Origin of the sequence: Gryllotalpicola koreensis, from assembly GCF_039538185.1 — a bacterium.
In the GTDB taxonomy this organism is placed as follows: Bacteria; Actinomycetota; Actinomycetes; order Actinomycetales; family Microbacteriaceae; genus Gryllotalpicola; species Gryllotalpicola koreensis.
Genome location: NZ_BAABBW010000004.1, coordinates 323,154 through 346,203, shown reverse-complemented (window position 1 = coordinate 346,203; position 23,050 = coordinate 323,154). Strand labels below are relative to the sequence as shown.

The 23,050-nt window shown below is 69.5% G+C and carries 16 protein-coding genes; all 16 read left to right on the top strand.

Annotation, left to right across the window (positions count from 1 at the left end):
- Nucleotides 1-161: 161 nt before the first annotated feature.
- The 16 genes from ABD708_RS13545 to ABD708_RS13470 all read left to right on the top strand — a co-directional run bounded on the left by ABD708_RS13545 (nucleotide 162) and on the right by ABD708_RS13470 (nucleotide 23,039).
- Entirely contained in the window at nucleotides 162-1,355 is a 1,194-nt protein-coding gene (locus tag ABD708_RS13545; RefSeq protein ID WP_344755296.1) for a serine hydrolase domain-containing protein, read from the top strand.
- Between the two features lie 109 nt (nucleotides 1,356-1,464).
- The gene (locus ABD708_RS13540; RefSeq protein WP_344755294.1) at nucleotides 1,465-2,619 is read left to right on the top strand and encodes a serine/threonine-protein kinase; all 1,155 of its coding nucleotides are present in this window, start codon (nucleotides 1,465-1,467) and stop codon (nucleotides 2,617-2,619) included.
- Nucleotides 2,620-2,658: 39 nt separating this feature from the next.
- Nucleotides 2,659-8,742, top strand: a complete 6,084-nt coding sequence (locus ABD708_RS13535) for an Ig-like domain-containing protein (RefSeq protein ID WP_344755292.1) — start codon at nucleotides 2,659-2,661, stop codon at nucleotides 8,740-8,742.
- Nucleotides 8,743-8,769: 27 nt separating this feature from the next.
- Nucleotides 8,770-9,735, top strand: a complete 966-nt coding sequence (locus tag ABD708_RS13530) for an AAA family ATPase (RefSeq protein ID WP_344755290.1) — start codon at nucleotides 8,770-8,772, stop codon at nucleotides 9,733-9,735.
- Nucleotides 9,732-11,084 carry a DUF58 domain-containing protein gene (locus ABD708_RS13525; RefSeq protein ID WP_344755288.1) on the top strand — a complete coding sequence of 451 codons (1,353 nt, stop codon included), beginning with the start codon at nucleotides 9,732-9,734 and terminating at the stop codon, nucleotides 11,082-11,084. The genes ABD708_RS13530 and ABD708_RS13525 overlap by 4 nt, the downstream gene beginning before the upstream one ends.
- Nucleotides 11,084-13,597 (top strand): transglutaminase domain-containing protein, encoded by a 2,514-nt coding sequence (locus tag ABD708_RS13520; protein WP_344755286.1) that lies wholly within the window; start codon nucleotides 11,084-11,086, stop codon nucleotides 13,595-13,597. Before ABD708_RS13525 ends, ABD708_RS13520 begins: the two co-directional genes overlap by 1 nt.
- Nucleotides 13,594-14,859: a DUF5684 domain-containing protein gene (locus ABD708_RS13515; protein ID WP_344755284.1), complete on the top strand. Its 1,266-nt coding sequence runs from the start codon at nucleotides 13,594-13,596 to the stop codon at nucleotides 14,857-14,859. The genes ABD708_RS13520 and ABD708_RS13515 overlap by 4 nt, the downstream gene beginning before the upstream one ends.
- Complete coding sequence (locus tag ABD708_RS13510; RefSeq protein WP_344755282.1) at nucleotides 14,852-15,679, top strand: PP2C family protein-serine/threonine phosphatase; 828 nt, start codon at nucleotides 14,852-14,854, stop codon at nucleotides 15,677-15,679. Before ABD708_RS13515 ends, ABD708_RS13510 begins: the two co-directional genes overlap by 8 nt.
- Entirely contained in the window at nucleotides 15,672-16,106 is a 435-nt protein-coding gene (locus tag ABD708_RS13505; RefSeq protein WP_344755280.1) for a hypothetical protein, read from the top strand. Before ABD708_RS13510 ends, ABD708_RS13505 begins: the two co-directional genes overlap by 8 nt.
- 193 nt (nucleotides 16,107-16,299) lie before the next feature.
- The gene (locus ABD708_RS13500) at nucleotides 16,300-17,148 is read left to right on the top strand and encodes an endonuclease domain-containing protein (RefSeq protein WP_344755278.1); all 849 of its coding nucleotides are present in this window, start codon (nucleotides 16,300-16,302) and stop codon (nucleotides 17,146-17,148) included.
- A 14-nt stretch (nucleotides 17,149-17,162) separates the two neighbouring features.
- Nucleotides 17,163-17,420, top strand: coding sequence for a ribbon-helix-helix domain-containing protein (locus ABD708_RS13495; RefSeq protein ID WP_344755276.1), 258 nt, complete (start codon nucleotides 17,163-17,165; stop codon nucleotides 17,418-17,420).
- Entirely contained in the window at nucleotides 17,417-17,794 is a 378-nt protein-coding gene (locus ABD708_RS13490; RefSeq protein ID WP_344755274.1) for a type II toxin-antitoxin system VapC family toxin, read from the top strand. The genes ABD708_RS13495 and ABD708_RS13490 overlap by 4 nt, the downstream gene beginning before the upstream one ends.
- A 178-nt stretch (nucleotides 17,795-17,972) precedes the next feature.
- The gene (locus ABD708_RS13485; RefSeq protein ID WP_344755272.1) at nucleotides 17,973-19,649 is read left to right on the top strand and encodes a GspE/PulE family protein; all 1,677 of its coding nucleotides are present in this window, start codon (nucleotides 17,973-17,975) and stop codon (nucleotides 19,647-19,649) included.
- 51 nt (nucleotides 19,650-19,700) lie between these two features.
- The gene (locus ABD708_RS13480; protein ID WP_344755270.1) at nucleotides 19,701-21,125 is read left to right on the top strand and encodes a type IV pilus twitching motility protein PilT; all 1,425 of its coding nucleotides are present in this window, start codon (nucleotides 19,701-19,703) and stop codon (nucleotides 21,123-21,125) included.
- A complete protein-coding gene (locus ABD708_RS13475) occupies nucleotides 21,125-22,363 on the top strand; it encodes a type II secretion system F family protein (protein ID WP_344755268.1) in 1,239 nt (412 codons plus the stop codon). Before ABD708_RS13480 ends, ABD708_RS13475 begins: the two co-directional genes overlap by 1 nt.
- Before the next feature lie 178 nt (nucleotides 22,364-22,541).
- On the top strand, nucleotides 22,542-23,039 hold the full coding sequence (locus ABD708_RS13470) for a type II secretion system protein (protein ID WP_344755266.1): 498 nt from the start codon (nucleotides 22,542-22,544) through the stop codon (nucleotides 23,037-23,039).
- The last annotated feature ends 11 nt before the right edge of the window (nucleotides 23,040-23,050 follow it).

Genomic DNA, 23,050 nt, shown 5'->3' with positions numbered 1-23,050 from the left:
CCCGCTTCGGCGGGGCCTTCTCGCGTCGTGTCGGGCGGCAGCTCAACTGCGTCGAACGGGCACCGCTGCGTGATGCGCGCATCCGCAGAGTGCGCCGGTGACCGTCCGGCGCATATGGGACGCACTTGGGGCGCGCCTCGGGCCCGCTTTAGGCTGGCGGGGTGAGTGACCTCGAGGGCAGCGTGCGCGCGCTGCTCGACGAGCGGCTCACGCTGGGCGGCTTCTCGGGCGCGGCCGTCGCGGTGAGCGTCGACGGCGACACGGTCCTCGAGCTGGAGGTCGGCGTGAAGGCATCCGTCGACGTCAACGGCGACAGGGTCGAGACGGATGCCGGCGAGCCGGTCACTCGCGACACGAGGTTCGACCTGGCATCCGTCACCAAACTGGCCAGCGCGCACACGCTGCTTGCGCTCGTGCAGGCGGGCGTGCTCGACCTCGACGAGCCGATCGCCGCGAAGCTGCGCGCCTACCAGAACGGCGCCAAGAAGCAGGTCACCCTGCGGCACCTGCTGACGCACACGAGCGGCCTGCCCGCCAGCTGGCACGGCTGGGAGATGCCCCTGCTCGAGCACCTCGCCGCACGCACGGCGGGCGCGCCGCCCCTCGCGGAAACCCCTTTCGAGGACCGCGAGGCGCTGCTCGCCGACCTGCTCGCGACAGAGCTCGTGTCCGGCCCCGGCGAGCACTTCCGCTACTCCGACGCCGGCTACAACACGACGATGGCCCTCGCCGAGACGGTCACCGGCGAGCCGTGGGAGCAGCTGGTGGCAGAGCACACCCTGCGGCCGCTGGGGCTCGACGCGGACATCTCCTTCGGCGCCCCGGCCGAGGCATCCGTCGCCACCGAATACGACACCCGCTTCGGCCGCGGCCTGCTGCGCGGCGCCGTACACGACGAGACGGCCTGGGTGCTCGGCGGCCGCGGCGCCAGCGCCGGGCTGTTCGGCACCGCAGCCGGCCTGCTCAAGCTGGCCGAGGCGCTGCGCGCGGGCACGGGCGAGATCCTCGGCGACTGGATGTGGGCGCCGCAGCTCGGGCGCATGCTGGGGCCCGGTCGTGAGCGCGACACTCCCTCCGGCTACGACCACAGCCTCGGCCCGCGCATCGGCCAGCTCAACATGATGGGTCGCAGCGGCTGGAACGTGCGCGGGCACACCGGCTTCACCGGCACCTCGATGCAGACCGACCGCGACGCGGGAATCAGCATCGCCCTGCTGACGAACCGCGTTCATCCGAGCCGTCACGGCGCGGGCATCTCCGGTCTGCGCGGCATGCTCGCCGACGCCGTCTATGTGGCGACCGGTCGCGCAGACGCCGAGGCGATGAAGCATCCGCTGCCTCCTGAGCTGTGGTGACGCGCACGGACTCGCGCGAGTCTGTGACCCGTTAGGGGGCGGCCAGGCCTGACACACATCTGCGCTCGGTTATCGTTGAGGCACGCGCCAGAGAGGAGGGGGATTCCGGATGGCTCATCGGCCGCCGTCGCAGCCCCCCGTGCTCTCGGGCTACGATTACCGATTCCCGCTCGGAACGGGCGGCTTCGCCGACGTGTTCCTCTACGAGCAGGACATGCCGCGGCGCTCTGTCGCGGTCAAGGTGCTGCTCGCGAACCTCGTCGATTCCGACGTGCTGCGCATGTTCAACGCCGAGGCCGACGTGATGGCGAAGCTCAGCCCGCACCCGTCGATCCTGACGGTGCACGCGGCGAGCATCTCGGCCGACGGCCGCCCCTACCTCGTCATGGAGTACTGCCCGTCGCCGCTCATCCGCCGCGACGAGAACGGCATCAGCGAGCGCGTCGCCGTCGACCGTGCGCTGCACGTGGCGATCAAGATGGCGAGCGCGCTCGAGACGGCGCACCGCGCGGGCGTGCTGCACCGCGACATCAAGCCGTCGAACATCCTGCTCACGGCCTTCGGCGCGCCGGTGCTCGGCGACTTCGGCATCGCCACGAGCCTCGCCAGCAGCCACCACGAAGAGGTCTTCGCGATGAGCGTGCCGTGGAGCGCCCCCGAGGTGCTGGGCGAGACCACGACGGGCACCGTGCAGAGCGAGGTGTGGTCGCTCGCCGCCACCGTCTACACGCTGCTGGCCGGCCACGCGCCCTTCGAGAAGCCCGACAAGAGCGAGAACTCCCGCCAGAAGCAGCGCATGCGCATCATCCGCGAGCGCCCCCGCACCCTGCCGAACGACGTGCCCGACCAGGTGCAGCGCATCCTGATGCGGGCGATGTCGAAGTCCCCCGATGCGCGCCAGCAGAGCATGCTCGCCCTCGCGCGCGAGCTGCAGCAGGCGCAGACCGACCTCGGGCTTCCGATCACGCCGCTCGAGCTCGCCGTCGACGAATGGGCTCCGCAGTCCCGGCCGGAGGACTTCGGCAACACGGGCGTGCGCGGCGCCGTCGTCTCGACGGTTCCGGTCGAGAGCAGCCGCACGCGCAAGCAGGCGCACGTCGGCCGCATGGAGACAGGCGGCAACACGATCGTCGCGAGCCGCGGCGAGACGGATTCAGAGCGGGTGCGGCCGAGTGCGGCCACTGTCGCCGGCATCGTGGGCGGGGTCATCGCCATCGGACTCGCGGTGACGGCGGTGTGGCTGGTGTACGCGGGGGTCTTCTAGATGGCAGCCCCGGGGGGGCGGCGCGCGCGATGGGGGGTCGTGCTGCGCAGCACATGGTTCAAGGTCGGTGCGGCAGTCACGGCGACGGGCGCGCTCGTCGCGGGCGCGTTCGCCGCGGGCGGCTACGACGTCGCGCAGACGAAGGTCGACGACAGCTCGGTGTGGGCGCTGCAGACCGTGCAGGGCGAGCGCTATGCGCGCGTGGACACCGCCCTCGGCCAGCTCGACACGGTCAAGAACGTCACGAGCCCGAGCGACCTCGTGCAGGCCGACGGGCACGTGCTGCTCTACTCCCAGAACTTCGCGAAGGTGGCATCCGTCGACCCGGCGCAGCCCGCCGCCTACACGGCCGCCTCGACGGGCTTCAGCAACACGCCGGACGGCACCGTGCAGATGGTGCACACGGGGGACTACGTCGGCTATCTCACGAGCACGGGTGCGGTCTACGGCTCGCGCGTCGAAGACGGCACGAAGACGTCGCGGCCGGTCACCGCACCGGGCGGCGGAAACCGTCCGTTCAGCGCCGACACGATCGCGATCGGCGCCGACGGCGTGCTGTACGCCTACTCGCACACGACGCACACGGTGCTGCGCTACGACATCCGCACGGGCAGGACGGCGGGCACGGATGCCGTGGCCGGCGGCCCCGACAGGCCGGGGGCGACCCTCACCGTGGTCGGCAGCACCTGGGCGCTGCTCGGCCCCGGCAGCAGCAGCCTCTGGATCCGAGGTCTGAAGGCGAAGCTGGCGACCGGCCTCGACGGCAAGGCGGTGCTGCAGCAGCCCTCCGCAGGGAAGGGCGTCGTGCTGGTCGCCGGCCAGACCACGCTGCGGTCCTTCGACCTCAAGGACGGTCGTCGCACGACGCTCACCAGTGGGCGCGCGGGCACCCCGGCTGCGCCCGCGTGGCAGGGGTCGAACGTCTACGCGGCGTGGGTGCAGCAGACCGCCGGATCTTTGTGGGTCGGCAGGGCCGAGCTGGGCGGCACGGTCACAGGCTCGCTGACGCAACTCGCCTACGGCGGCACCTCGGCGAAGCCGAACTCCCTGCAGCAGACGGCGACCCCGGTGTTCCGCAGCAACGGCCGCAGCGAGATCCTCAATGACGTCACGAGCGGCTGGGTGTGGTCGGTGCCCTCCGGCGAGATCGTGCAGGGCTCGCAGGACTGGGACCTGAACGACAACACGCAGACCCAGCCGACCGACTCGAACAACCCGACCACCCGCGAGACCAATCCCGAGCCGCCGGTCGCGGTCGATGACGCCTTCGGGGTGCGCGCCGGCTCGCTCGTCTCCCTGCCGGTCATGCTCAACGACTACGACCCGAACGGCGATGTGCTGTCGATCGTGACGGGGTCGCTCACCGGTCTCAACGCGGGCTTCGGCACGGCATCGATCGCCAACAACGGGCAGACGGTGTCCGTGCAGGTCGCCCCGACGGCGAGCGGCACGGCGACCTTCCAGTACACGCTGACCGACGGCACGGCGAGCGGCGGCGGTCTCAAGTCGCAGCCGGCGACCGTGACCCTCACCGTGCACCCGACCTCCGCGAACTCCCCGCCGCTGTGGTGCAACGGCTACTCGCCGTGCCTGTACTCCTGGCCGGACGGCACCACCGTCGCCCCGGGCGGCTCCGTCGAGATCCCCGTGCTGCGCGGCTGGGTCGACCCCGACGGCGACGCGATGTTCGCCGAGTCCACGGCGACCGGGCCGGACTTCACCGTGAGCGTCTCGCCCGACGGCACGGTCGTCTTCCAGGCAGCGGCCAACGCCCCGGCGGGCTCGGTCACCGTTCCCGTGACGATCTCCGACATCAACGGAGCGACGACCGAGAAGGACCTGCACGTCACGATCACCGAGCAGCCGCAGCTGCAGGTGGAGAACTTCGGCCTGATGACCGCCAAGGGCGTGCCGCTCACGGTGAACCCGGCCTCGCACATCCGCGGCGCGAAGGGCACGCCGGTGATCGCGAGCGCCACGCTCGCGACCTCGAACTCCGCCAGCACGGATGCCGGGACCTCCGTCGCCCCCGCCGACGCGACCGTCACCGTCGACAGCTCAGGATCGACCTTCGACTTCGTCGCGAGCGATGCGGGCAGCTTCCCCGTGACGATGACGATCTCCGACTCGGCGACGAAGGCGACCGTCACCGCGACCGTGCGCATCACGGTCGTCCCCGCAGACCAGCCGCTGCTGTCGACCTCGCCGGTGACGGTCTTCGTGCGCCCGCAGACCGACACCTCGGTCGACGTGTTCTCCGCCGTGCAGAACCCGACCGGGCGCGTGCTGCTGCTCAGCGAGCCGAAGCCGCAGCCCGCGGAGGGCGCCTCGCTCGACGTCGACGTCGTGGGTCAGGCCCAGCTGCGCGTGCGCGGTACGACGGGCTCCGGCGGCCCCGGGTTGCTCGGCACGGTCGACTACCTGGTGAGCGACGGCACCAACTCGCCGGACATGCGCGTGCAGGGCGTGGCCACCGTGTACCTGCTGCCCGATCAGCCACCCAGCCGCCCGGTCGCGATCAACGACTCGGTGACGGTGCGCGCCGGGGCGCAGGTCGACATCCCGGTGCTCGCCAACGACGTCGCTCCGAACGGGGACCTCGTCGAGCTGGACCCCTCCAGCATCCAGGACCCCTCCCGCCAGGGTCTCGCCTTCGCCTCGGGCAACGTGCTGCGCTTCCTCGCCCCGAGCACCTCGCCGGGGGCGCCGATCACGCTGCGCTACTCGGCGTACTCGGCAGGCAATCCGTCGGCGAAGTCCGAGGCGACGGTCACCGTCAACGTGCTGGCGCAGGGCGGCGACCGGCCGCCGCAGCCGCAGATGCTGACGGGGCGGGTCACGGCCGGGGCATCCGTTCGCATCCCCTTCGACCCCTACGGCGTCGACCCGGACGGCGATATGGTCGCGCTCGACCGCATCGTCTCGCAGCCCGAGAGCGGCACCGCGCAGATCTCGGCGGACGGCACGGCGATCGTGTTCACCGCCCTCGCCGACAGCCAGGGGCAGCAGCAGTTCACCTACCGGGTGCGCGACTCGGCGGGGGAGACGGGCCAGGCGACCGTCATGATCGGGGTGCTCAACGCGCAGACCGACCCGGCGCCGGTGACCTTCAGCGACTATGTGCAGGTGCAGGCGGGCGACGGCAACCAGGTCGTCGTGCAGCCGACTGCGAACGACGTCGACCCGACGGGCGGCGCTCTCTCGCTCATGAGCGTCACCCCGGACGCCCCGAAGGACAGCTCGCTCTACGGCTTGCTGCAGCAGAACATCAAGTCGCGCACCTCGTCGCAGGTGGTGATCACCTCGACGCCGAACCCGCGCACCCTCACCTACACGTACTCGGTGAAGAACGCGCAGGGTGATGTGAGTGCGGGCCTGATCGTCGTCGACGTCGTGATCGGGCACGTGCCCGACTACCCCGTCGCGGTCGACACGGTCGTCGACGCGCAGAACCGCGGCAGGCTCGCGCAGGGCATCGACGTGGTGCACGGCAAGGTCTCGTGGGGCTCAGGCGACATCGGCGGGCTCAAGCTCTCGCTCTACAAGAAGACCGCAGGCGTCTCGGTCTCGGGCGACACGATCAAGGTCTCGCATGTGCCGGAGTCGGGGCTGCTGGTGCCCTTCAAGCTGACGGGTGCGGATTTCACGGGGCAGCAGGCGACGACCTACGGATTCCTCAAAGTGCCGGCCCTCGCCGACGTGATCCTCGCGCTGAAGACCAACGCGAAGCCCCTGAAGGTGAACGAGGGCGGCACGGCGAACGTCGACCTCTCCGACATCGTGAGCACACCGCCGGGCGAGCCGCTCAGCACACAGGACGGCAAGATCGACGCGACGGGCGCCCGCAAGGACGCGACGTGCTCGCTCGAGCACAACGTCCTGACGTACGACGCGGGCGACGGCGCGCCCTGGACGGACGCGTGCCTGGCACCCGTGCGCCTGATCGGGCAGTCCGAGTACACGATGATCGCCGTGCCGATCCAGATCATCCCGAAGCAGCCGCAGCCGCAGCTGCGACCCGCGTCCCTCACGGCGAGCCCAGGCCAGGCGCCCGTCACCTTCGATCTCACGCAGATGACGACGTGGCTCGGCCACGCGCAGCTCAGCGGTCTGCGCTACCAGGTCTCCTACAGCGGGCAGCTGTTCAGCGTGACCCAGCACGGTCAGACGATCTCGGTGCGCGCGAGCGACACCGCACAGCCGGGTCTCGAGCAGGTCGCCCACGTCACGATCACGGGCTACAGCGGGGTCGGCACGGCCGCCGACATCACGCTCAAGGTCGGGCCGGCGCCGAACACGCGCCCCGTCGGCGGCACGACGTCGCTGAGCTGCTCGGAGGCGCAGGGCACCAGTTGCAGCACGACCGTCGTCGGGCTGCACGACGAGGTCAACGCCTACTCGAGCACGCCGCTCAAGGTGGTCTCGGTCGCGGGCGCGGTCGACGGCTGCACCGGGGTCGCGTTCAGCGTCGCGAACGACCGCACGGTCTCGGCGCGCTGGAGCCCGAACACCCCAGGGGGCACGTGCACCGTGCCGTTCGTCGTGCAGGACGCGCAGGGCAAGCGCAGCGACTCGGGCGCGGGCGCCGGCAAGCTCTCCTTCGAGCTGAAGGGCTTCCCCGCTGCGCCGGCATCCGTCGCCCAGGTCGCGTACTCGGGCGACAGCGTCACGCTCGCCGTCTCGCCCGGGAACGCGGCGAGCTCCTACCCCGCGCTGACGGGGTTCAAGGTCTACGTCGACGGCCAACCGTCCGTGACCTGTAACGCGAACGGCGCCTGCCCGCCGGTCACGGGCCTGAAGAACGGCGACAAGCACACCTTCCAGGTGAAGTCGGTGAACTCCGTCGGGGAGTCGGTCAGCGGCGTGCAGACGGTCGGCTGGGCGTTCGCGCAGCCCGTCGTCAGCGGCTTCGACGTGACGCCTACCTACGAAGCAGGGGTCACGAGCCAGACCGTTGGTGTGTTCGACGTGAGCATTCCGAACAGTGACAGTACGGCGAGCGCATACACCGTGCAGTGGGCCGGGAACTCCCAGACGGTGCAGGTGCAGGCAGGAACCGCCACGAAGGTGCCGAATCTCCCCGCGCAGGCTGGACAGTCGACGACCGTGACTGTCACCGCGGTTAGCGCGTTTACGCAGCCGCCCGGGGACAAGGTCGGGGCGGCTCCGTACACAAAGTCCGTGACGCCGGCCGGGTCGCCGATCATTGGAGACTGGTCGGGCAATCTGCAGACTACCGACAACTCCATCACGGTTAATCCGGCGGCGGGCGGGAACGCAAACGGCAGTACCAAGGCGGATGCCTATCAGTACTTCGCAGTGCCGGTGGGCTCTGACCCGCAATGCTCAAACTCCGGTGGGAACGCGGCTATCAACTACTCGATCGCGAGTTCCCCGACCGCGGGCGCGTCAGCGGTCAACTCGACCACCATCAGCAATCTCACCCAGTTCGCCACATACGAGGTCTTCGCTTGCTATACGAACGAGTACGGCGCCGTCGAGAAGGATCTTGGGCACGCTATCGTGTGGGATCAGTCGAGCGCCCCGACCCCGAGAGACTGCAGCTACTCGATCACTCGGCAGAGTGGCGTCCTACCCGACTACGAGTACGGCAGCGGTGCCCCGAACTGCAAAAGCGGCTCGCAAAAGGGTGCGTACTCGCTCTATATCAACTATGCGAACGGCGAAAGCCAGAACACCTTTGGCTCGACGCCGAGTATCTCGGCGCGTTACTGCGCCGTCGGTCAAACCTTCTGCGGGGCATCCGTGCCTGTCGCCGCGGTGGACGGCTCGGTGCCGTTCCAGATGCAGGTGACGAGCGTGAGCGCGCAGCAGTGCACCGTCTCGTCGTCTGGGCCTAGTTCGATAACGCTCGCGACCAACGACGACAACGGCGTGCCACAAGCCGGACCGAGGTTCACCGTGACGCAGTTCGACTACACCACCGACGGCGCGAATTGGACGACGATGACCGGCGACGGCACGACCATCCCGGCTGGGACGACCGCGGTCCGCAACATCCGGTACACCCTGGGGTGGATGGTGAGTGGATTCGACAGCTACAGCAGCACTGCAGCGAATACCAACCGGGGCGAGCAACCCCTGACCTGCACCACCAACTGACGCATCACAAATCACAAAGGACTGCACATGGCGATCAGCTCTGAGCAAGCGACCTGGTTCCAATCGACGTTCCAGGCGCTGGCGGACAACGTCGAGCAGGTGGTGCTCGGCAAGCGTCACGTCGTCGAGCTCGCGTTCACGGCGATGGTCAGCGAGGGCCATCTGCTGCTCGAGGATCTGCCGGGAACCGGCAAGACGAGCCTCGCCCGCGCCATGTCGCAGACGGTGCACGGCTCGTCGACGCGCATCCAGTTCACCCCTGACCTGCTGCCGGGCGACGTCACCGGCATCACCGTCTACGACCAGAAGAACGGCGAGTTCGAGTTCCATGCCGGCCCGATCTTCGCGAACGTCGTGCTCGCCGACGAGATCAACCGCGCGAGCCCGAAGACCCAGTCGGCGCTGCTCGAGGCGATGGAGGAGGGCAAGGTCACGGTCGACGGCGTCACCCGCTCGACGGGCGCGCCCTTCCTGGTGATCGCGACCCAGAACCCCATCGAGCAGGCGGGCACCTACCCACTGCCCGAGGCACAGCTGGACCGTTTCATGATCAAGACGAGCCTCGGCTACCCCGATCTCGCCGCGACGGTGCGCATCCTCGAGGCGACCAGCGAAGTGCCGCACGAGCTCAACCCGGTGATCACCCCGCAGGCGCTCGTCGGCATGTCGACGATCGCGCGCGCGGTGCACGCCGACCCCGTGATCTTCGACTACATCGGCCGCATCGTCGAGGCGACCCGCACGGCGGCGCAGACCCGCGTCGGCGTCTCGGTGCGCGGCGCCCGCGCCCTGACCAAGGCCGCCAAGACCTGGGCGGCCTCGCAGGGCCGCGGCTACGTCAACGTCGACGACGTGAAGTCGCTCGCCGTGCCCGCGCTCTCACACCGCCTCGTGCTCGACCCTGAGGCCGAGTTCGACGGCGTCACGGCAGAGGCCGTCATCGGCCAGATCCTGCTCGACGTCGTCCCGCCGGTGAGGAGCACCGTGGCGTGACCTTCGACTCGACGGGCAACAGCGGCGCCACCGTCACCGGCACGGGCACCTCGACCACCACGCACTTCGTCTCGGAGACGTGGAGCGCGAGGACCCGCTTCGCCGTGTGGGCGGTGCGGTCGGGGCGCGAGATCCAGGCGGTGGCGAACACCGTCTGGTCGCGCGTCTCCGACACGGTGACGCCCGTCGGCTGGCTCGCCATCGTCGGCGCGCTCGTCTTCCTGCCCCTCGGGCTCGTGCTCGGCTGGATGGAGTTCATCGTCGCCGGGCTCATCGCCCTGACGGTGCTGCTGATCGCGATCCCGTTCCTCGCGGGCTCGCTCGCCTACCAGGTCGGCTTCACACTGCCGGTCGAGCGCGTCGTGGCGGGCTCAGAGGTGATCGGGACGCTGACCGTGACCAACAGCTCGCGGCGCATCGAGCTGCCGAGCCGCATCGACGTGCCGATCGGCAGCGGGTTGACGGATGTCTGGGTGCCGCTGCTGCGACCGGGGCACACCCACGGCGAGGACCTCATCGTGCCGGCCTACCGCCGGGGCATCATCGACATCGGCCCGGTCACGACCGTGCGCACCGACCCGCTCGGCACGCTGAAGCGCGAGGCCGCGTGGGCAGAGGTGCACCGCCTGTTCGTGCACCCGAAGACCGTGGCGGTGCCGTCGACGAGCTCGGGCTTCGTGCGGGACCTCGAGGGGACGCCGAGCCGCGATGTGGTCGCCGAGGACATCTCGTTCCACCAGATCCGCGAGTACCAGCCCGGCGACGGTCGTCGGCACGTGCACTGGAAGTCGACGGCCAAGACCGGCCGCCTGATGGTGCGCCAGTTCGAGGAGACCCGGCGCGCGCGGCTCGCGATCGTGCTCGGCATGCGCGAGGACGAGTTCGCGAACGACGACGAGTACGAGCTCGCGGTCAGCATCGCCGGCTCGCTCGGCGTGCGCGCGGTGCGCGACGGCCGCCAGATCGCGGTCGTGGCGAGCGACCAGATCCTCGACGTCGCGAAGCGCTCGGTGCGCGCCATCCGCTCGCTCTCCGTCATGACCCCGACGGCGCTGCTCGACGACCTGTCGACCGTCGAGCGCTCGAGCGCGGCCATGGAGTTCGAAGAGGTCTGCACGCTCGCCACCCGGGCCATGACCGACCTGTCGATCGTGTTCGTCGTGTGCGGCTCGTCGACCGAGCGCGCACGGCTCGCGCAGCTGCCGCTGCGCTTCGACCCCGGTGTGCAGATCGTCGCGGTCGTCGCCGACCCGGAGTCGCGCCCCGGCTTCCGGCGCCTCGGCGACGTCGGCGTGCTCACGATCCCGCTGCTCGAGGACTTCCGCATGATGCTGCGCAGGGCCGCCTGATGGCCGCGCGCCGCCGCGGCAGGGCCGCCCGCCCCGACACCGCGCTGTTCGTCGACCTGGGCTTCGTGCTGGCGCTCGTCGCCGTCGGCGCGTTCGCGGCGTGGCCGATCTACCAGACCTGGTACCTCGTCGTCACGGTCGCCGGCGCCGTCGTGATCGCGGCGGGCGTCGTGCTGCTCGGCCGGCTGCGTCGCTGGTCGTGGGGGCTGATCTCGGTGTGCACGGCCGCCGCCTATCTCGCCTTCGGCGTGCCGCTCGCGATCCCGAGCGCGTTCGCGTCGCGCGCCGACCTGGTGCTCGGCTACCGCGACCTCGTCGTGGCGACCGTCGGCGACTGGAAGAAGCTCGTCACCGTCGATGCCCCCGTCGGGCACTTCCAGACGCTGCTCGTCCCGCTGCTCGTCACGATGCTCGTGTGCACGACGGCGGCCTTCTCGATCGTCTTCGGCCGCGCGCGCAGCTACGGCGTCCTCGTGCCGATCATGCTCCTCCCGACGGCCTTCGCGATCGTGTTCGGCACCACGTCGAACGGACATCCGCTCGAGATCGGCGGCTTCCAGGTCGCGGCGCCGACGCACACGGTGGTCGGCGTGCTGGCGCTCGGCGCGGCCGGCGGATTCCTCGTCTGGCGCGGCCAGCACGCGCGCACCCTCGCGCTGCGCGAGGCGGCCGCCGCCTCAGGCATCCGTCGCCCGGCCGGCGCATCGGTCGGCTCTGCACGCCGCATCGCCGGCGCGGTCGCCGTCGCCCTCGTCGGACTGGCGGTCGCGGTGCCGCTGTCGTCGACGGCGCTCGAGCCGAGTCAGCGGCACGTGCTGCGCTCGGCGGTCGACCCGACGGCGCAGCTCAGCCAGTACACGAGTCCGCTGACCACCTATCGCGCCGCGTTCTCGGCAGACCCCGACACCTACAACGCCGCCGTGCTGAGCTACTCGGGCGATGCGCGGCAGCTCGGCCGCCTGCGCGTCGCGACGATGAGCTTCTACAACGGGCAGCAGTACACGGTGCTGCCGAGCGACTCCGACCGCAGCAGCGCCTTCGCGCATCTGCCGCAGCTGACCAGCGCGTCGCACGGGTCCGGGCTCGCGAGCCTCGACGTCACGATCGGGAAGGGCTTCGACGCGGCGCTCGGCTCCGGCGTCTGGATGCCGACGGTCGACGGGCTGAAGGCGGTGGGCTTCGGCGGGGCCGACGTCAATGCGCTGACCGACGGCTTCTACTACAACACGACGCTGCAGGCGGGGGCCGAGCTGCACAAGCTCAGCCCGGGCGACAGCTACACGCTGCTCGCCACGCCGCAGGCGGCCACGGCGCCGCTCGGCTCGCTCACCCCGCCGCAGGGGGCGGTGCCCGCGACGGCCGACATCCCCGACAGCCTCACCCAGTGGGTGCAGTCGCAGAACCTCGGCACGGGCGGCCAGGCGCTCGCCGGGTTGATCCAGCGCCTGCGCGATCGCGGATTCCTGAGCCATTCGCTCGTCTCGCCGGGCACCGGCACGGCGAGCGACCCCACCTGGCTTCGCGAGACGGGCGGCAAATTCCAGCAGAGCCTCGCGGGCGAGTCGATGGACCGCATCGGCGAGCTGTTCAGTGACCTGCTGCGCCAGCAGCAGAAGGTCGGCGCCGACGCGCCGGCGGCCTCACTCGTGGCCGGCGTCGGCGACGACGAGCAGTTCGCCGTGGCATCCGCTCTCATCGCCGAATCGCTCGGTTTCCCCGCGCGCGTCGTTCTCGGCTTCACGCTGGCGGGCAGCGAGACGGATGCCGGAGCCATCCCCGCCTGCGACGGCGGCGTGTGCCGCGGCAAGAACCTCACCGCGTGGGTCGAGGTGCAGGGCGCCGACCAGAAGTGGGTGCCGTTCACCACCACCCCGCAGAGCAAGCTGCCGCTCGCCAAGCAGCCGGTGACCACGAGTGTGCCGAAGCTGCCGACGCAGGTGCAGCAGCATGTCGCCACCGTGCAGCCGCCGCCTGAGGCGAATCCGACCGGCGGGAACCGGCAGAACAACGACCGCACCCCGAAGGACGCGGCGGGCCCGGCCGCCTGGCTGCCCGCGCTGCGCATCGGCGGCACGATCCTGCTGGTGCTGCTGATCCTCGCGGCGCCGCTCGCGTCGCTCGTCATCGTGAAGGCGGCCCGCCGCCGTGAGCGGCGCGCGACGCCGTCCTCTGCGGGGCGCATCGCCTCGGGGTGGGACGAGCTCGTCGACACCGCCGTCGACCTCGGGCTGCCCGCCCCCGGCGTGCGCACGCGTGTCGAGGCGGCGGCGCTGTACTCGGCCGCGTCCCGCGCCGCCGATTCCACGACCTTGCGTACACTGGCTCACGGCGCCGACGATGCCGTCTTCGGCGCCTTCGACCCGACACCCGACGAAGCCGACCGCTTCTGGGCGCAACTCGACGAGCAGCGCTCGCGGCTCGCCGCGGCCTTCCCGCGGTGGAAGCGGCTGCTCGCGCTGGTGTCGCTGCGGTCGTTCCGTACGGGTTCCCGCATCGGGGGAGGAGAAAGATGAGCCCGACCGACGAGCAGTCGCTCTCGCTCGCAGTGGGCGGTGACGCTGCCGCCGTGGCGCTGCTCGTGCCGCTCGTCGTCGCACTCGCCATCTATCTCGTCGTCGTGCCGCTCGGCCTGCGCGGCATCTTCGACGCGCTCGGCGCCGAGCGCTCGCGCGCATGGATCCCGTTCGTCAACCTCGCCACCGTCTACCGCCTCGGCGGTCTGAGCGAGTTCTGGCTCATCGCCCTCGTGATCCCGGTCTCGAGCTGGCTGGGCGCGATCATGCTGTTCATCGCGAGCCATCGCATCAACCGCCGCCTCGGCCGCAGCGGCTGGTACACGGTGCTCGCCGTCGTGCTCTGGTGGGCGTGGACCCTCGTTCTCGGCCTGCAGCGCCGCATCGATCTCACCGAGGCGTCCGAGCCGCTCATCTGGTCGGCGCAGCGGCCGCCGCAGTCCCCCCTCACGATCCCCGACGGCGACGACTCCGCGCAGCCGATCGATGAGACACCGATCAGCGCAGCCGGATTCATCGCCCCCATGCCGGGCAGATTGCACGTGAATGCGGCGGATTCCCGGTCTGAGCCCACCCGCGCCCCCCAGCCGATCTTCGAAGAGCCCCCGGCGGCGGTTCTTCCGATCGCCCCGGAGCAGCGCGAAGCGCCGCGTCTCGAAACGGTCCCCGATGCGCCCCCTGCGCTTTCCCCGGACACCATCATCCGCGCTCCGCAGCCCGTTCTGCAGCCCGAGCCAGAACCCGTGCAGGACCCCGCGCCCGAGGCATCCGCCCCGCCCGTCCTCGCCCCTGCCCCGGTCCCGGTCCCGGCTCCGGTCTCTGCCCCCGCCCCCGACGAGGATGCGACGATCATCCGCCCCGTGCTGGACGACGCGACGATCATCTCGAGCCCCCGCGTCGACGAAACCGTCATCTCCCCGCGTCGCCGCCAGCGCTGGTGGGTGCAGACCTCGATGGGTGCGCGCGTCGAGCTGACGGGCGCCTCGGCGATCCTGGGTCGCCGCCCCGCGGCACACCCGCTCTACTCGGGAGCGCAGCTCATCGCGGTGACCGACGACGCGCTCTCGGTGTCGGCGACCCACGCGGTGCTCGAGTTCGTCGGCGGCAACTGGCACGTCACCGACCTCGACTCGACGAACGGAGTCTGGCTCATCGACCCGCAGAGCGGCGAGGAGACCGAGCTGGGGGCGCGCAACCGCGCCCGCATCGCCGGCAAGATCATGCTGGGCGAGCTCGGCGTCGAGGTGGTGCAGGGTGCCTAGCCGCAGTGTGACCGTCGAGGTGAGCGAGGCATCCCCGCAGCTGCGCGTTGCGGCGAGCACGGATGCCGGCCGCCAGCGCCGCGGCAATGAGGACAGCCACCTCGCCGAATTCCCCGTCTACATCGTCGCGGACGGCATGGGCGGCCACGACGCGGGCGCGGTGGCGAGCGCCTCGGTCGTGCGCGCCTTCTCCGGACTCGTCGGCCGCGACGACGTGCGCCCCGACGAGGTGGCCGATGCGATCCGCCGCGCGCACCAGACCGTGGCCGCTCTCAGCGACCGCACCCGCCGCGGCGCGGGCTCGACGCTCACCGGGGTCGTACAGGTGCGGCACGACGGCCTGCCGTACTGGCTCGTGCTGAACGTGGGCGACTCGCGGGTGTACCGCGTGGTGGGCGCGCGCTTCGAGCGCATGACGATCGACCATTCCTACATGCAGGAGCAGCTGGATGCCGGCAACCTCGCCCCCGACGAGGTCGAGACCTTCGAGCACAAGAACGTCATCACGCGCGCGGTCGGCGCCCCCGACAGCCCCGCGGACTACTGGGTGCACCCGGTCGAGGCGGGGGAGCGCATCCTGATCTGCTCCGACGGCCTGCACGGCGAGCTCAGCGAGGCGGAGCTGTACGACGTGCTCGCGCATCATGCCGACCCCGGCGAGGCGGTCGACGACCTCGTGCAGCGCGCCCTCGACCATGGCGGCCACGACAACATCACGGTCGTCCTGGTCGACGTCGCGGAAAACCCGAGTGCTGAGGAGCACGACGAAGCCGCGCGTCTCGAAACGAGCAGCCCGACCGAGGACAACACGGATGCCTGACACCGACGACACCGTCCTCACGGAAGGCCATGGCACGATCGAGGACACGGCGCCGATCGTCGCGCGTCGCGTCGCGCAGACCGAGTCGGTCGACGCGAAGTTCACGGTGGGCCGTGCCCTTCCGCCGCAGGGCCCGCCGGTGACCGACATCCACCTGCTCGAATTCCGCCCGCCCGAGGTGCCGGCGGGCGGCGTGGTGCGCTACCGGGTCCGCTCCGATCTCGAGGTCACGCAGGTGCCCGACTTCGACGCGGAGTGGAAGGTGCGCCAGCGCGCCCCGCGCGAGCTCTCGGCGACCGAGGTCGTCGCGCACCAGCAGGACGGCCGCCGCGCCTGGCGCCGCCGCGCGGTCATCACGGTCGGGGTGATCAGCCTCGCGGTGCTGATCCTCGCCGGCGCGGGCATCTGGGCTCTGCAGCAGCTGTAGCGGCTTCGCCGCGGCGTCACCCGGCCGCAAACGCGGAGATGGGTCGCAACCGCGTGCGAATCCCGCCTGACGCCCCGCCTTTGCGACCCATCTCCGCCGTTCTCCCCGCGCACAGTTCCGGCCCCACGCGAGTTCTCCCCATTTCGGCCTCTGCTCAGAACGCATCCCAGCGCAGCTGGTCCACCCTGCCACCATGGACCTCGACCGCATCCTCGATCTCAATCAGGGCTTCACCACCCGAGCCGCCCTCTATTCGGCTGGCTTCTCCAAACGCCGCATCCAAGAAGAGCTCAGCGCCGGCCGCATCGTCGCCTACGGGAAGCTGCTGGTCGGCCGCCCCACGGTGTCGCCTGCGTTCCGGCGAGCCGCCACGATGCGCGCTCGCCTGGCATGCATCACCGCGGCGAAGTCGATGGGCTTATGGACGCTCGAGACGGATGCCTTCCACGTCGTGCCCCCTGCGAGTAACTCCCACGTCCACCCCGACGGCCGGCTCCCTCGCGCCAGGGTGCATTGGTCGTCGTCGCCGATCGAACCCGACCGGAGCCGTCTCGTCGTGGAGTCCGGTCGCAACGCGCTCGCCCACATCGCGGACTGCCAGCCGATCGCCGCCGCCGTCGCGACCTTCGACTCCGCGGTTCGCAAGGGCCTCGTCAGTGTCGAAGAGCTGCAGCGGCTGGCATCCGTTCGCCGCGGCCGCTTCGCGCGGGTCGTCGCGCTCGTCAGCGATCACGCGGATTCCGGACTCGAGTCTCTCACTCGAGTGAGGCTGCTGTGGGAGGGTGTCGCGTGCCGCGAGCAGGTGGTCATCGACGGGCATCCCGTCGACCTCCTCATCGGCGACCGGCTGATCATCCAACTTGACGGCAAGCAGCACCTCGAAGACCCCGAGCAGCTGGAACGCGATCGCTGGCAGGATCGACGACTGCGCCGCATGGGCTACACGGTTCTTCGCTACAGCTACGACGATGTCGTCGCGAACTGGCCGACGACATGGGCCGAGATCCGCTCCCATCTCGCTCAAAGCGCTCACCTCGCGTGATGTATCCTTACATCATGCTGCGCACGCAGATCTCCTTGACCGAGGCGGATCGCAAGCTCCTCGACGCCGAGGCTGCGCGCACCGGCCGGTCGATCTCCGCGCTGATCCGCGACGCCGTCGCGCGAACCTACGGTGCTCAGGCGGATGCGGGCGCAGATCTTCAGGCGATCGACGCCGCCTTCGGCGCGTGGCACAGCCGAGATGTCGACGGCGAGGCCTACGTCGAGCAGCTCCGCTCCGGCACCCGCCTGCGTCATGCCGCCGGGCGATGACCTTTCTCGTCGACACCTCGGTGCTCATCGACGTGCTGCGCGGTGAGAGCGCGGCCGCACAGGTGCTCCGTGAAGCGCGTGCCGACGGCCCGCTGCACGCGAGCGAGGTCACGCGGCTCGAGGTGCTGGCCGGTATGCGCGCGACTGAGGAAGCAGCCACCCAGACGCTTCTCGGAATCCTGACGTGGCACCCTCTCGATGACCGCGTCGCCGAGGCGGCAGGGGAGCTCGGGCGCCGTTGGCTCCCCGGCAATCGAGGCATCGACTCTGCCGATCTCGCGATCGCCGCGACCACGGCACTGGTCGGTGCGCAGCTCTTGACGCGGAACGTCAAACATTTCCCGATGTTCAGCGGCTTGACCGCGCCGTACTGATCGGGCACAGTCCCCGCCCCCGCCCGCAATAGGGGCCATACAGATGTTCTGTCCCCAGCACGGGGATATGGCCCGCGATCTGGGCATCTGGATAACCTTCACAGGTCCGGGCCGACCCCCGGACCACCGACCCCCCTGGGCCCCGACCCAGGCGTGCATTCCGTAAGGAGGTACGTCCATGGCGTCCCTCACGGAGATCCTGATCCTCCACGGCGCCCTTCCCATCGAGCACCTCGACCTGATCTCGGCGACCCCAGCCGCCGAGGCGCAGGCGATCGGCGCACTCGTCGACGACGGTGTGCTCTCGGCGACACAGGTCGCCCGCGCGCGGGCCGCGCGGGCGGGTGTGCAGTTTGTGGACCTGACCGATCTCCCTGTCGACCGCCAGGCGGTCGCGCTCGTGAGCCCCACGGTGTTGCGCCGCAATCGCGTGCTGCCGATCGGGTTCTCGGGCGACCATCTCATCGTCGCCACGGACGACCCCGAGAACCTTCCCGCGATCGACGACGTGCGCACGGCATCCGGTCGCGCTCTGACGCTCGTGGTGGCGGAGTCCGCCGATCTCGAAGCCGCGCTCAACCGCTACCTGCGCGCCGACGACGAGCTCTCCGACCTCACGGCGACGTTCGAGGAAGAGCAGTCAAAGGAGGAGGCGGCCCAGAGCGCCTTCGACACTGATGACCTCGAGGACGAGGCGCCCATCGTGCGCTTCGTCAACCTCCTCGTGAGCCAGGCGATCCAGGACCGCGCGAGCGACATCCACATTGAGCCCGCCGAGCACGAGGTGCGGGTGCGGTATCGCATCGACGGTGTGCTGCACGAGATGCAGAGCGCGCCCAAGGCGATCCAGAACGGCGTCATCAGCCGTCTCAAGATCATGAGCGACATCGACATCGCCGAGCGGCGCAAGCCACAGGACGGCCGTATGTCGGTGAGTCACGGCGGTCGCAAGATCGATCTGCGCGTCGCGACCCTTCCCACGGTGTGGGGCGAGAAGATCGTCATGCGCATCCTCGACAACACGTCGACGACGATGTCGCTCGACAGTCTCAATCTCCTGCCGCGCAACTTCGAGGTCTACCGGCGGTCGTACACGAAGCCGTACGGCATGATCCTCGTCACGGGTCCCACCGGCTCCGGCAAGTCGACGACGCTCTACACGACGCTGAACACGGTCTCGAAGCCCGAGATCAACGTGATCACGGTCGAGGACCCGGTCGAATATCGGATGCCGGGCATCAACCAGGTCCAGGTGAATCCCAAGGCCGGACTGACGTTCGCGAGCGCGCTGCGCAGCATCCTGCGCTCTGACCCTGATGTGGTGCTGCTCGGTGAGATCCGCGACCACGAGACCGCCCAGATCGCGATCGAGGCGGCGCTTACCGGCCACCTCGTGCTGAGCACGCTGCACACGAACGACGCGCCGAGCGCCGTCACGCGCCTCACCGAGATGGACATCGAGCCGTTCCTCGTGGGGTCCGCCCTCGACTGTGTCGTCGCCCAGCGGCTCGCGCGCCGACTCTGCGAGCGCTGCAAGGCGCCCGCAGAGCCCGATCGGGCGTTCCTCGAGCGCGTCGGATTCCCACTGGGCATGCTCGATGCCGTTGGCGGGCTGCTCTACGGCCCGGTGGGCTGCCAGGCGTGTTCCCAAACGGGGTATCGCGGCCGCATGGCGCTGCACGAGATCATGCCGGTGACCGAGCAGATCGAGAGACTCACCGTCGAGCGCGCATCGAGCGCTGAGATCGGGCGGGTCGCGCGGGAGCAGGGGATGCTGACGCTGCGGGAAGACGGCTGGGCCAAATGCCTGGAGGGCTGGACCTCTGTCGAAGAGGTCCTGCGCGTCGTGGCCTAGTCAGTGGGGGAGAGACGGATTATGGACAAGCCTGTTTACGAGATTCCGGACATGTCTGGCGCCGAAGATGTGCTCGGCTGGGCGCCGCGCCCGTTGGCGGTGCCGACGCCGCCGGCTGTTCCCGACGCGCCGGCGGTGATTTCGACCACCCCGGCCCCGGTCGTGAACGCAGCATCGCCGGAGCCCGTGGAACCACAGGGGGTCGCCCCGCTGTCGCGCCGTGCGCTGCGAGAGCAGAACCCGCTTCCTGAGATCGATGACCGTGCGATCGTGGAGGAGTGGGTGGCAGGTCGCCCCAGCTCGACGCCCTCACCGGCACGCTCCGCCGCAGACCCGCAACTGCTCGCCGCCCTCCAAGAGGTCGTGGCCTGCAAGGCATCCGATCTCCACGTCACCGCGAACGCCGCGCCGATGCTGCGCGTCGACGGCGGCCTGCGCGCCGCCCCGGGCACCATGGTGTGGGACCGCGACCGGGTCAAGAATGCGCTCTACTCGCTGCTCACCGACGAGCAGCGGGAGCAGTTCGAACAGGAACTCGAGCTGGACTTCGCCTACACCGTGAGCGCGAACGCGCGGTTTCGCGTGAACTTCTACCAGCAGCGCGATTCGATCGGCGCCGCCTTCCGCCTCATCCCGACCGAGATCAAGACGCTCAAGGCGCTGGGCGTGCCCGAGCACATCGGCCGCTTCGCGGGTCTGCCTCGCGGGCTGGTCCTCGTCACGGGGCCGACGGGATCGGGCAAGTCGACGACCCTCGCCGCCCTCATCGACCTGGTGAACGAGACCCGCACCGACCACATCGTCACAGTCGAGGACCCGATCGAGTTCCTGCACAACCACAAGAAGTCGATCATCAACCAGCGTGAGGTCGGCCACGACACCCACAGCTTCGCGAACGCGCTGAAGCACGTGCTGCGCCAAGACCCCGACGTGATCCTGGTGGGCGAGCTGCGCGACCTTGAGACGATCTCGGTCGCGCTGACCGCCGCCGAGACGGGCCACCTGGTGTTCGCCACCCTGCACACGCAGGACGCCGCTCAGACCATCGACCGCGTCATCGACGTGTTCCCGCCGCACCAGCAGGACCAGGTGCGCGTGCAGCTCGCGGCGACGCTCCAGGGCGTCGTGTGTCAGACGCTGATCAAGAAGGCGAACGGCGAGGGCCGCGTGGTCGCGACCGAGGTGCTCGTCACCACCCCGGCGGTCGGCAACCTGATTCGCGAGGGCAAGACCTATCAGATCGCGTCGGCGATGCAGGCGGGCCGCGATCTGGGCATGCACACCATGGACCAGAACCTGGCCGAGCTGGTCAACTCGGGCAAGATCACGCGCGAGGCCGCGCTGGAGAAGTCCCACGACCCCGCGGCGTTCGACCGTCTGATCCATCGGGTGGAGACGGCGACGGATGCCACGAGTCGGGCTCTCCAATCCGCGGGACCCGACTTCGGCGACAGTTTCAGCAGGGTGGTGCAGTGATGTCCACGGTTTCCCCCACGACATTCGTCTACAAGGGGCGCGGCTCCGACGGGAAAGTCACAAAGGGCCGTCTCGAGGCTCCCAACGAGGGTGCAGCTACCGCGCGGCTCATCGGCATGGGACTCACGCCCATCACTGTCGCAGCTACGGGCACCGGGCTCAATCGCGAGATCAACCTCTCCTTCATGAAGAAGGGGGTGGGCCTCAAGGATCTCGCCGTCATGAGCCGCCAGATGTCGACCATGACGGGCGCAGGCCTGTCGCTCTTGCGCACCCTCGTGATCCTCGCCGATCAGAGCGAGAACGAGGTGCTCAGGCAGACGCTGCAGGCGGTCTCCAAGGATGTCGAGACCGGCTCCGCGCTATCCGAGAGCATGAGCAGGCACGACGACGTCTTCCCGCCGCTCATGATCAACATGGTCAGGGCAGGCGAGACGGGCGGATTCCTCGACGGGGCGCTCGACTCGGTGGCGACCACCTTCGAGAAAGAGGCCGCGCTGCGCGCGACGATCAAGTCGGCGATGGCGTACCCCATGATGGTGCTCGGCATGTCGCTGGTCGCGGTCATCGTCATGCTGACGTTCATCGTTCCGATCTTCGCGAAGATGTTCGCGAGCCTCGGTTCGAAGCTGCCGCTGCCGACGCAGATCCTCGTCGTCATCTCGCATCAGATGGTGTGGATAGTGCCGCTGCTGGCGGTGGTGTCCATTGCGGGCAGCATCTGGTGGCGCCGGAACAAGAATGAGCCGGCGGTGCGCGCCAAGATCGACCCGATCAAGCTCAAGCTGCCCGTCTTCGGCATGCTCATGAAGAAGATCGCCATCGCCCGGTTCTCACGCAACATGGCGAGCATGCTCGCCGCCGGCGTGCCGATCCTCAACGCGATCCGCATCGTCGGCGAGACCTCGGGGAACTGGGTCATCGAAACCGCCCTCGAGCGCATCGCCAAGTCCGTGCGTCAGGGGAAGTCGTTCGCGGGGCCGATGGCCGATGAAGACGTCTTCCCGCCGATGGTGACCCAGATGGTCGCAGTGGGTGAGGATTCCGGCTCGATGGAGCTCATGCTGCGCAAGATCGCCGAGTTCTACGACGCCGAGGTGCAGGCCACGACGGAGGCGCTCACGAGCCTCATCGAGCCGCTGCTGATCGCCTTCCTGGGCGTCGTGGTCGGCGGCATGATCGTGTGTCTGTACCTCCCGATCTTCAGCATCACGAGCGCCGTTCAGAACGCCGGCTGATCCACCCCCAATGAAGGGGTGAAATATGCCCCTGATCGGGGGATTAGCGCCGGAATTTCACCCCCGGACAAGGGATTTCCGGCTTTTGTCGCGGCACATAATCTCAACGTCAGACGGAGCTTGAGAGTTTGTCCGTCTGCATCAATTCCGACCAATCCGACCAAAGGAATACTCCGACATGTATTTCCGTCTCATGGGCAAGCTGAACGCTCGCCGCAAGGGCCTCCTCGCCGAGGACGAGAAGGGCTTCACCCTGATCGAACTCCTCGTCGTCGTGATCATCATCGGCATCCTCGCCGCGATCGCGATCCCCGTGTACCTCTCCGTGCAGAACAACGCAAAGAACAGTGCGACTCAAACCGACGTTGGCAACCTCAAGACGGCCATTGTCGCGCTCCAGACCAGCACCGGCTCGGTTCCGGCTCCTTCAACGCTTGTGGCGACCACTTCGACAACCGCCCCGACCATCAGCGGCGACGCGGTTGCCTCGGACGACACAACAAGCTGGAGTTCTGCTGGCGCCACGCTTAGCAAGTACACCACCGCGCTTGCATATACACTCAGCGGTTCTGGCTTCTGCATCAAGGGTGCGTCATCCGGCGGAAAAACATTCTATGCCACAGACCAGAGCGGCGTTTCCGACGCGGCGCCTAGCGGCTACACCTGCCCGGCGTAGCTTCGAAAGAG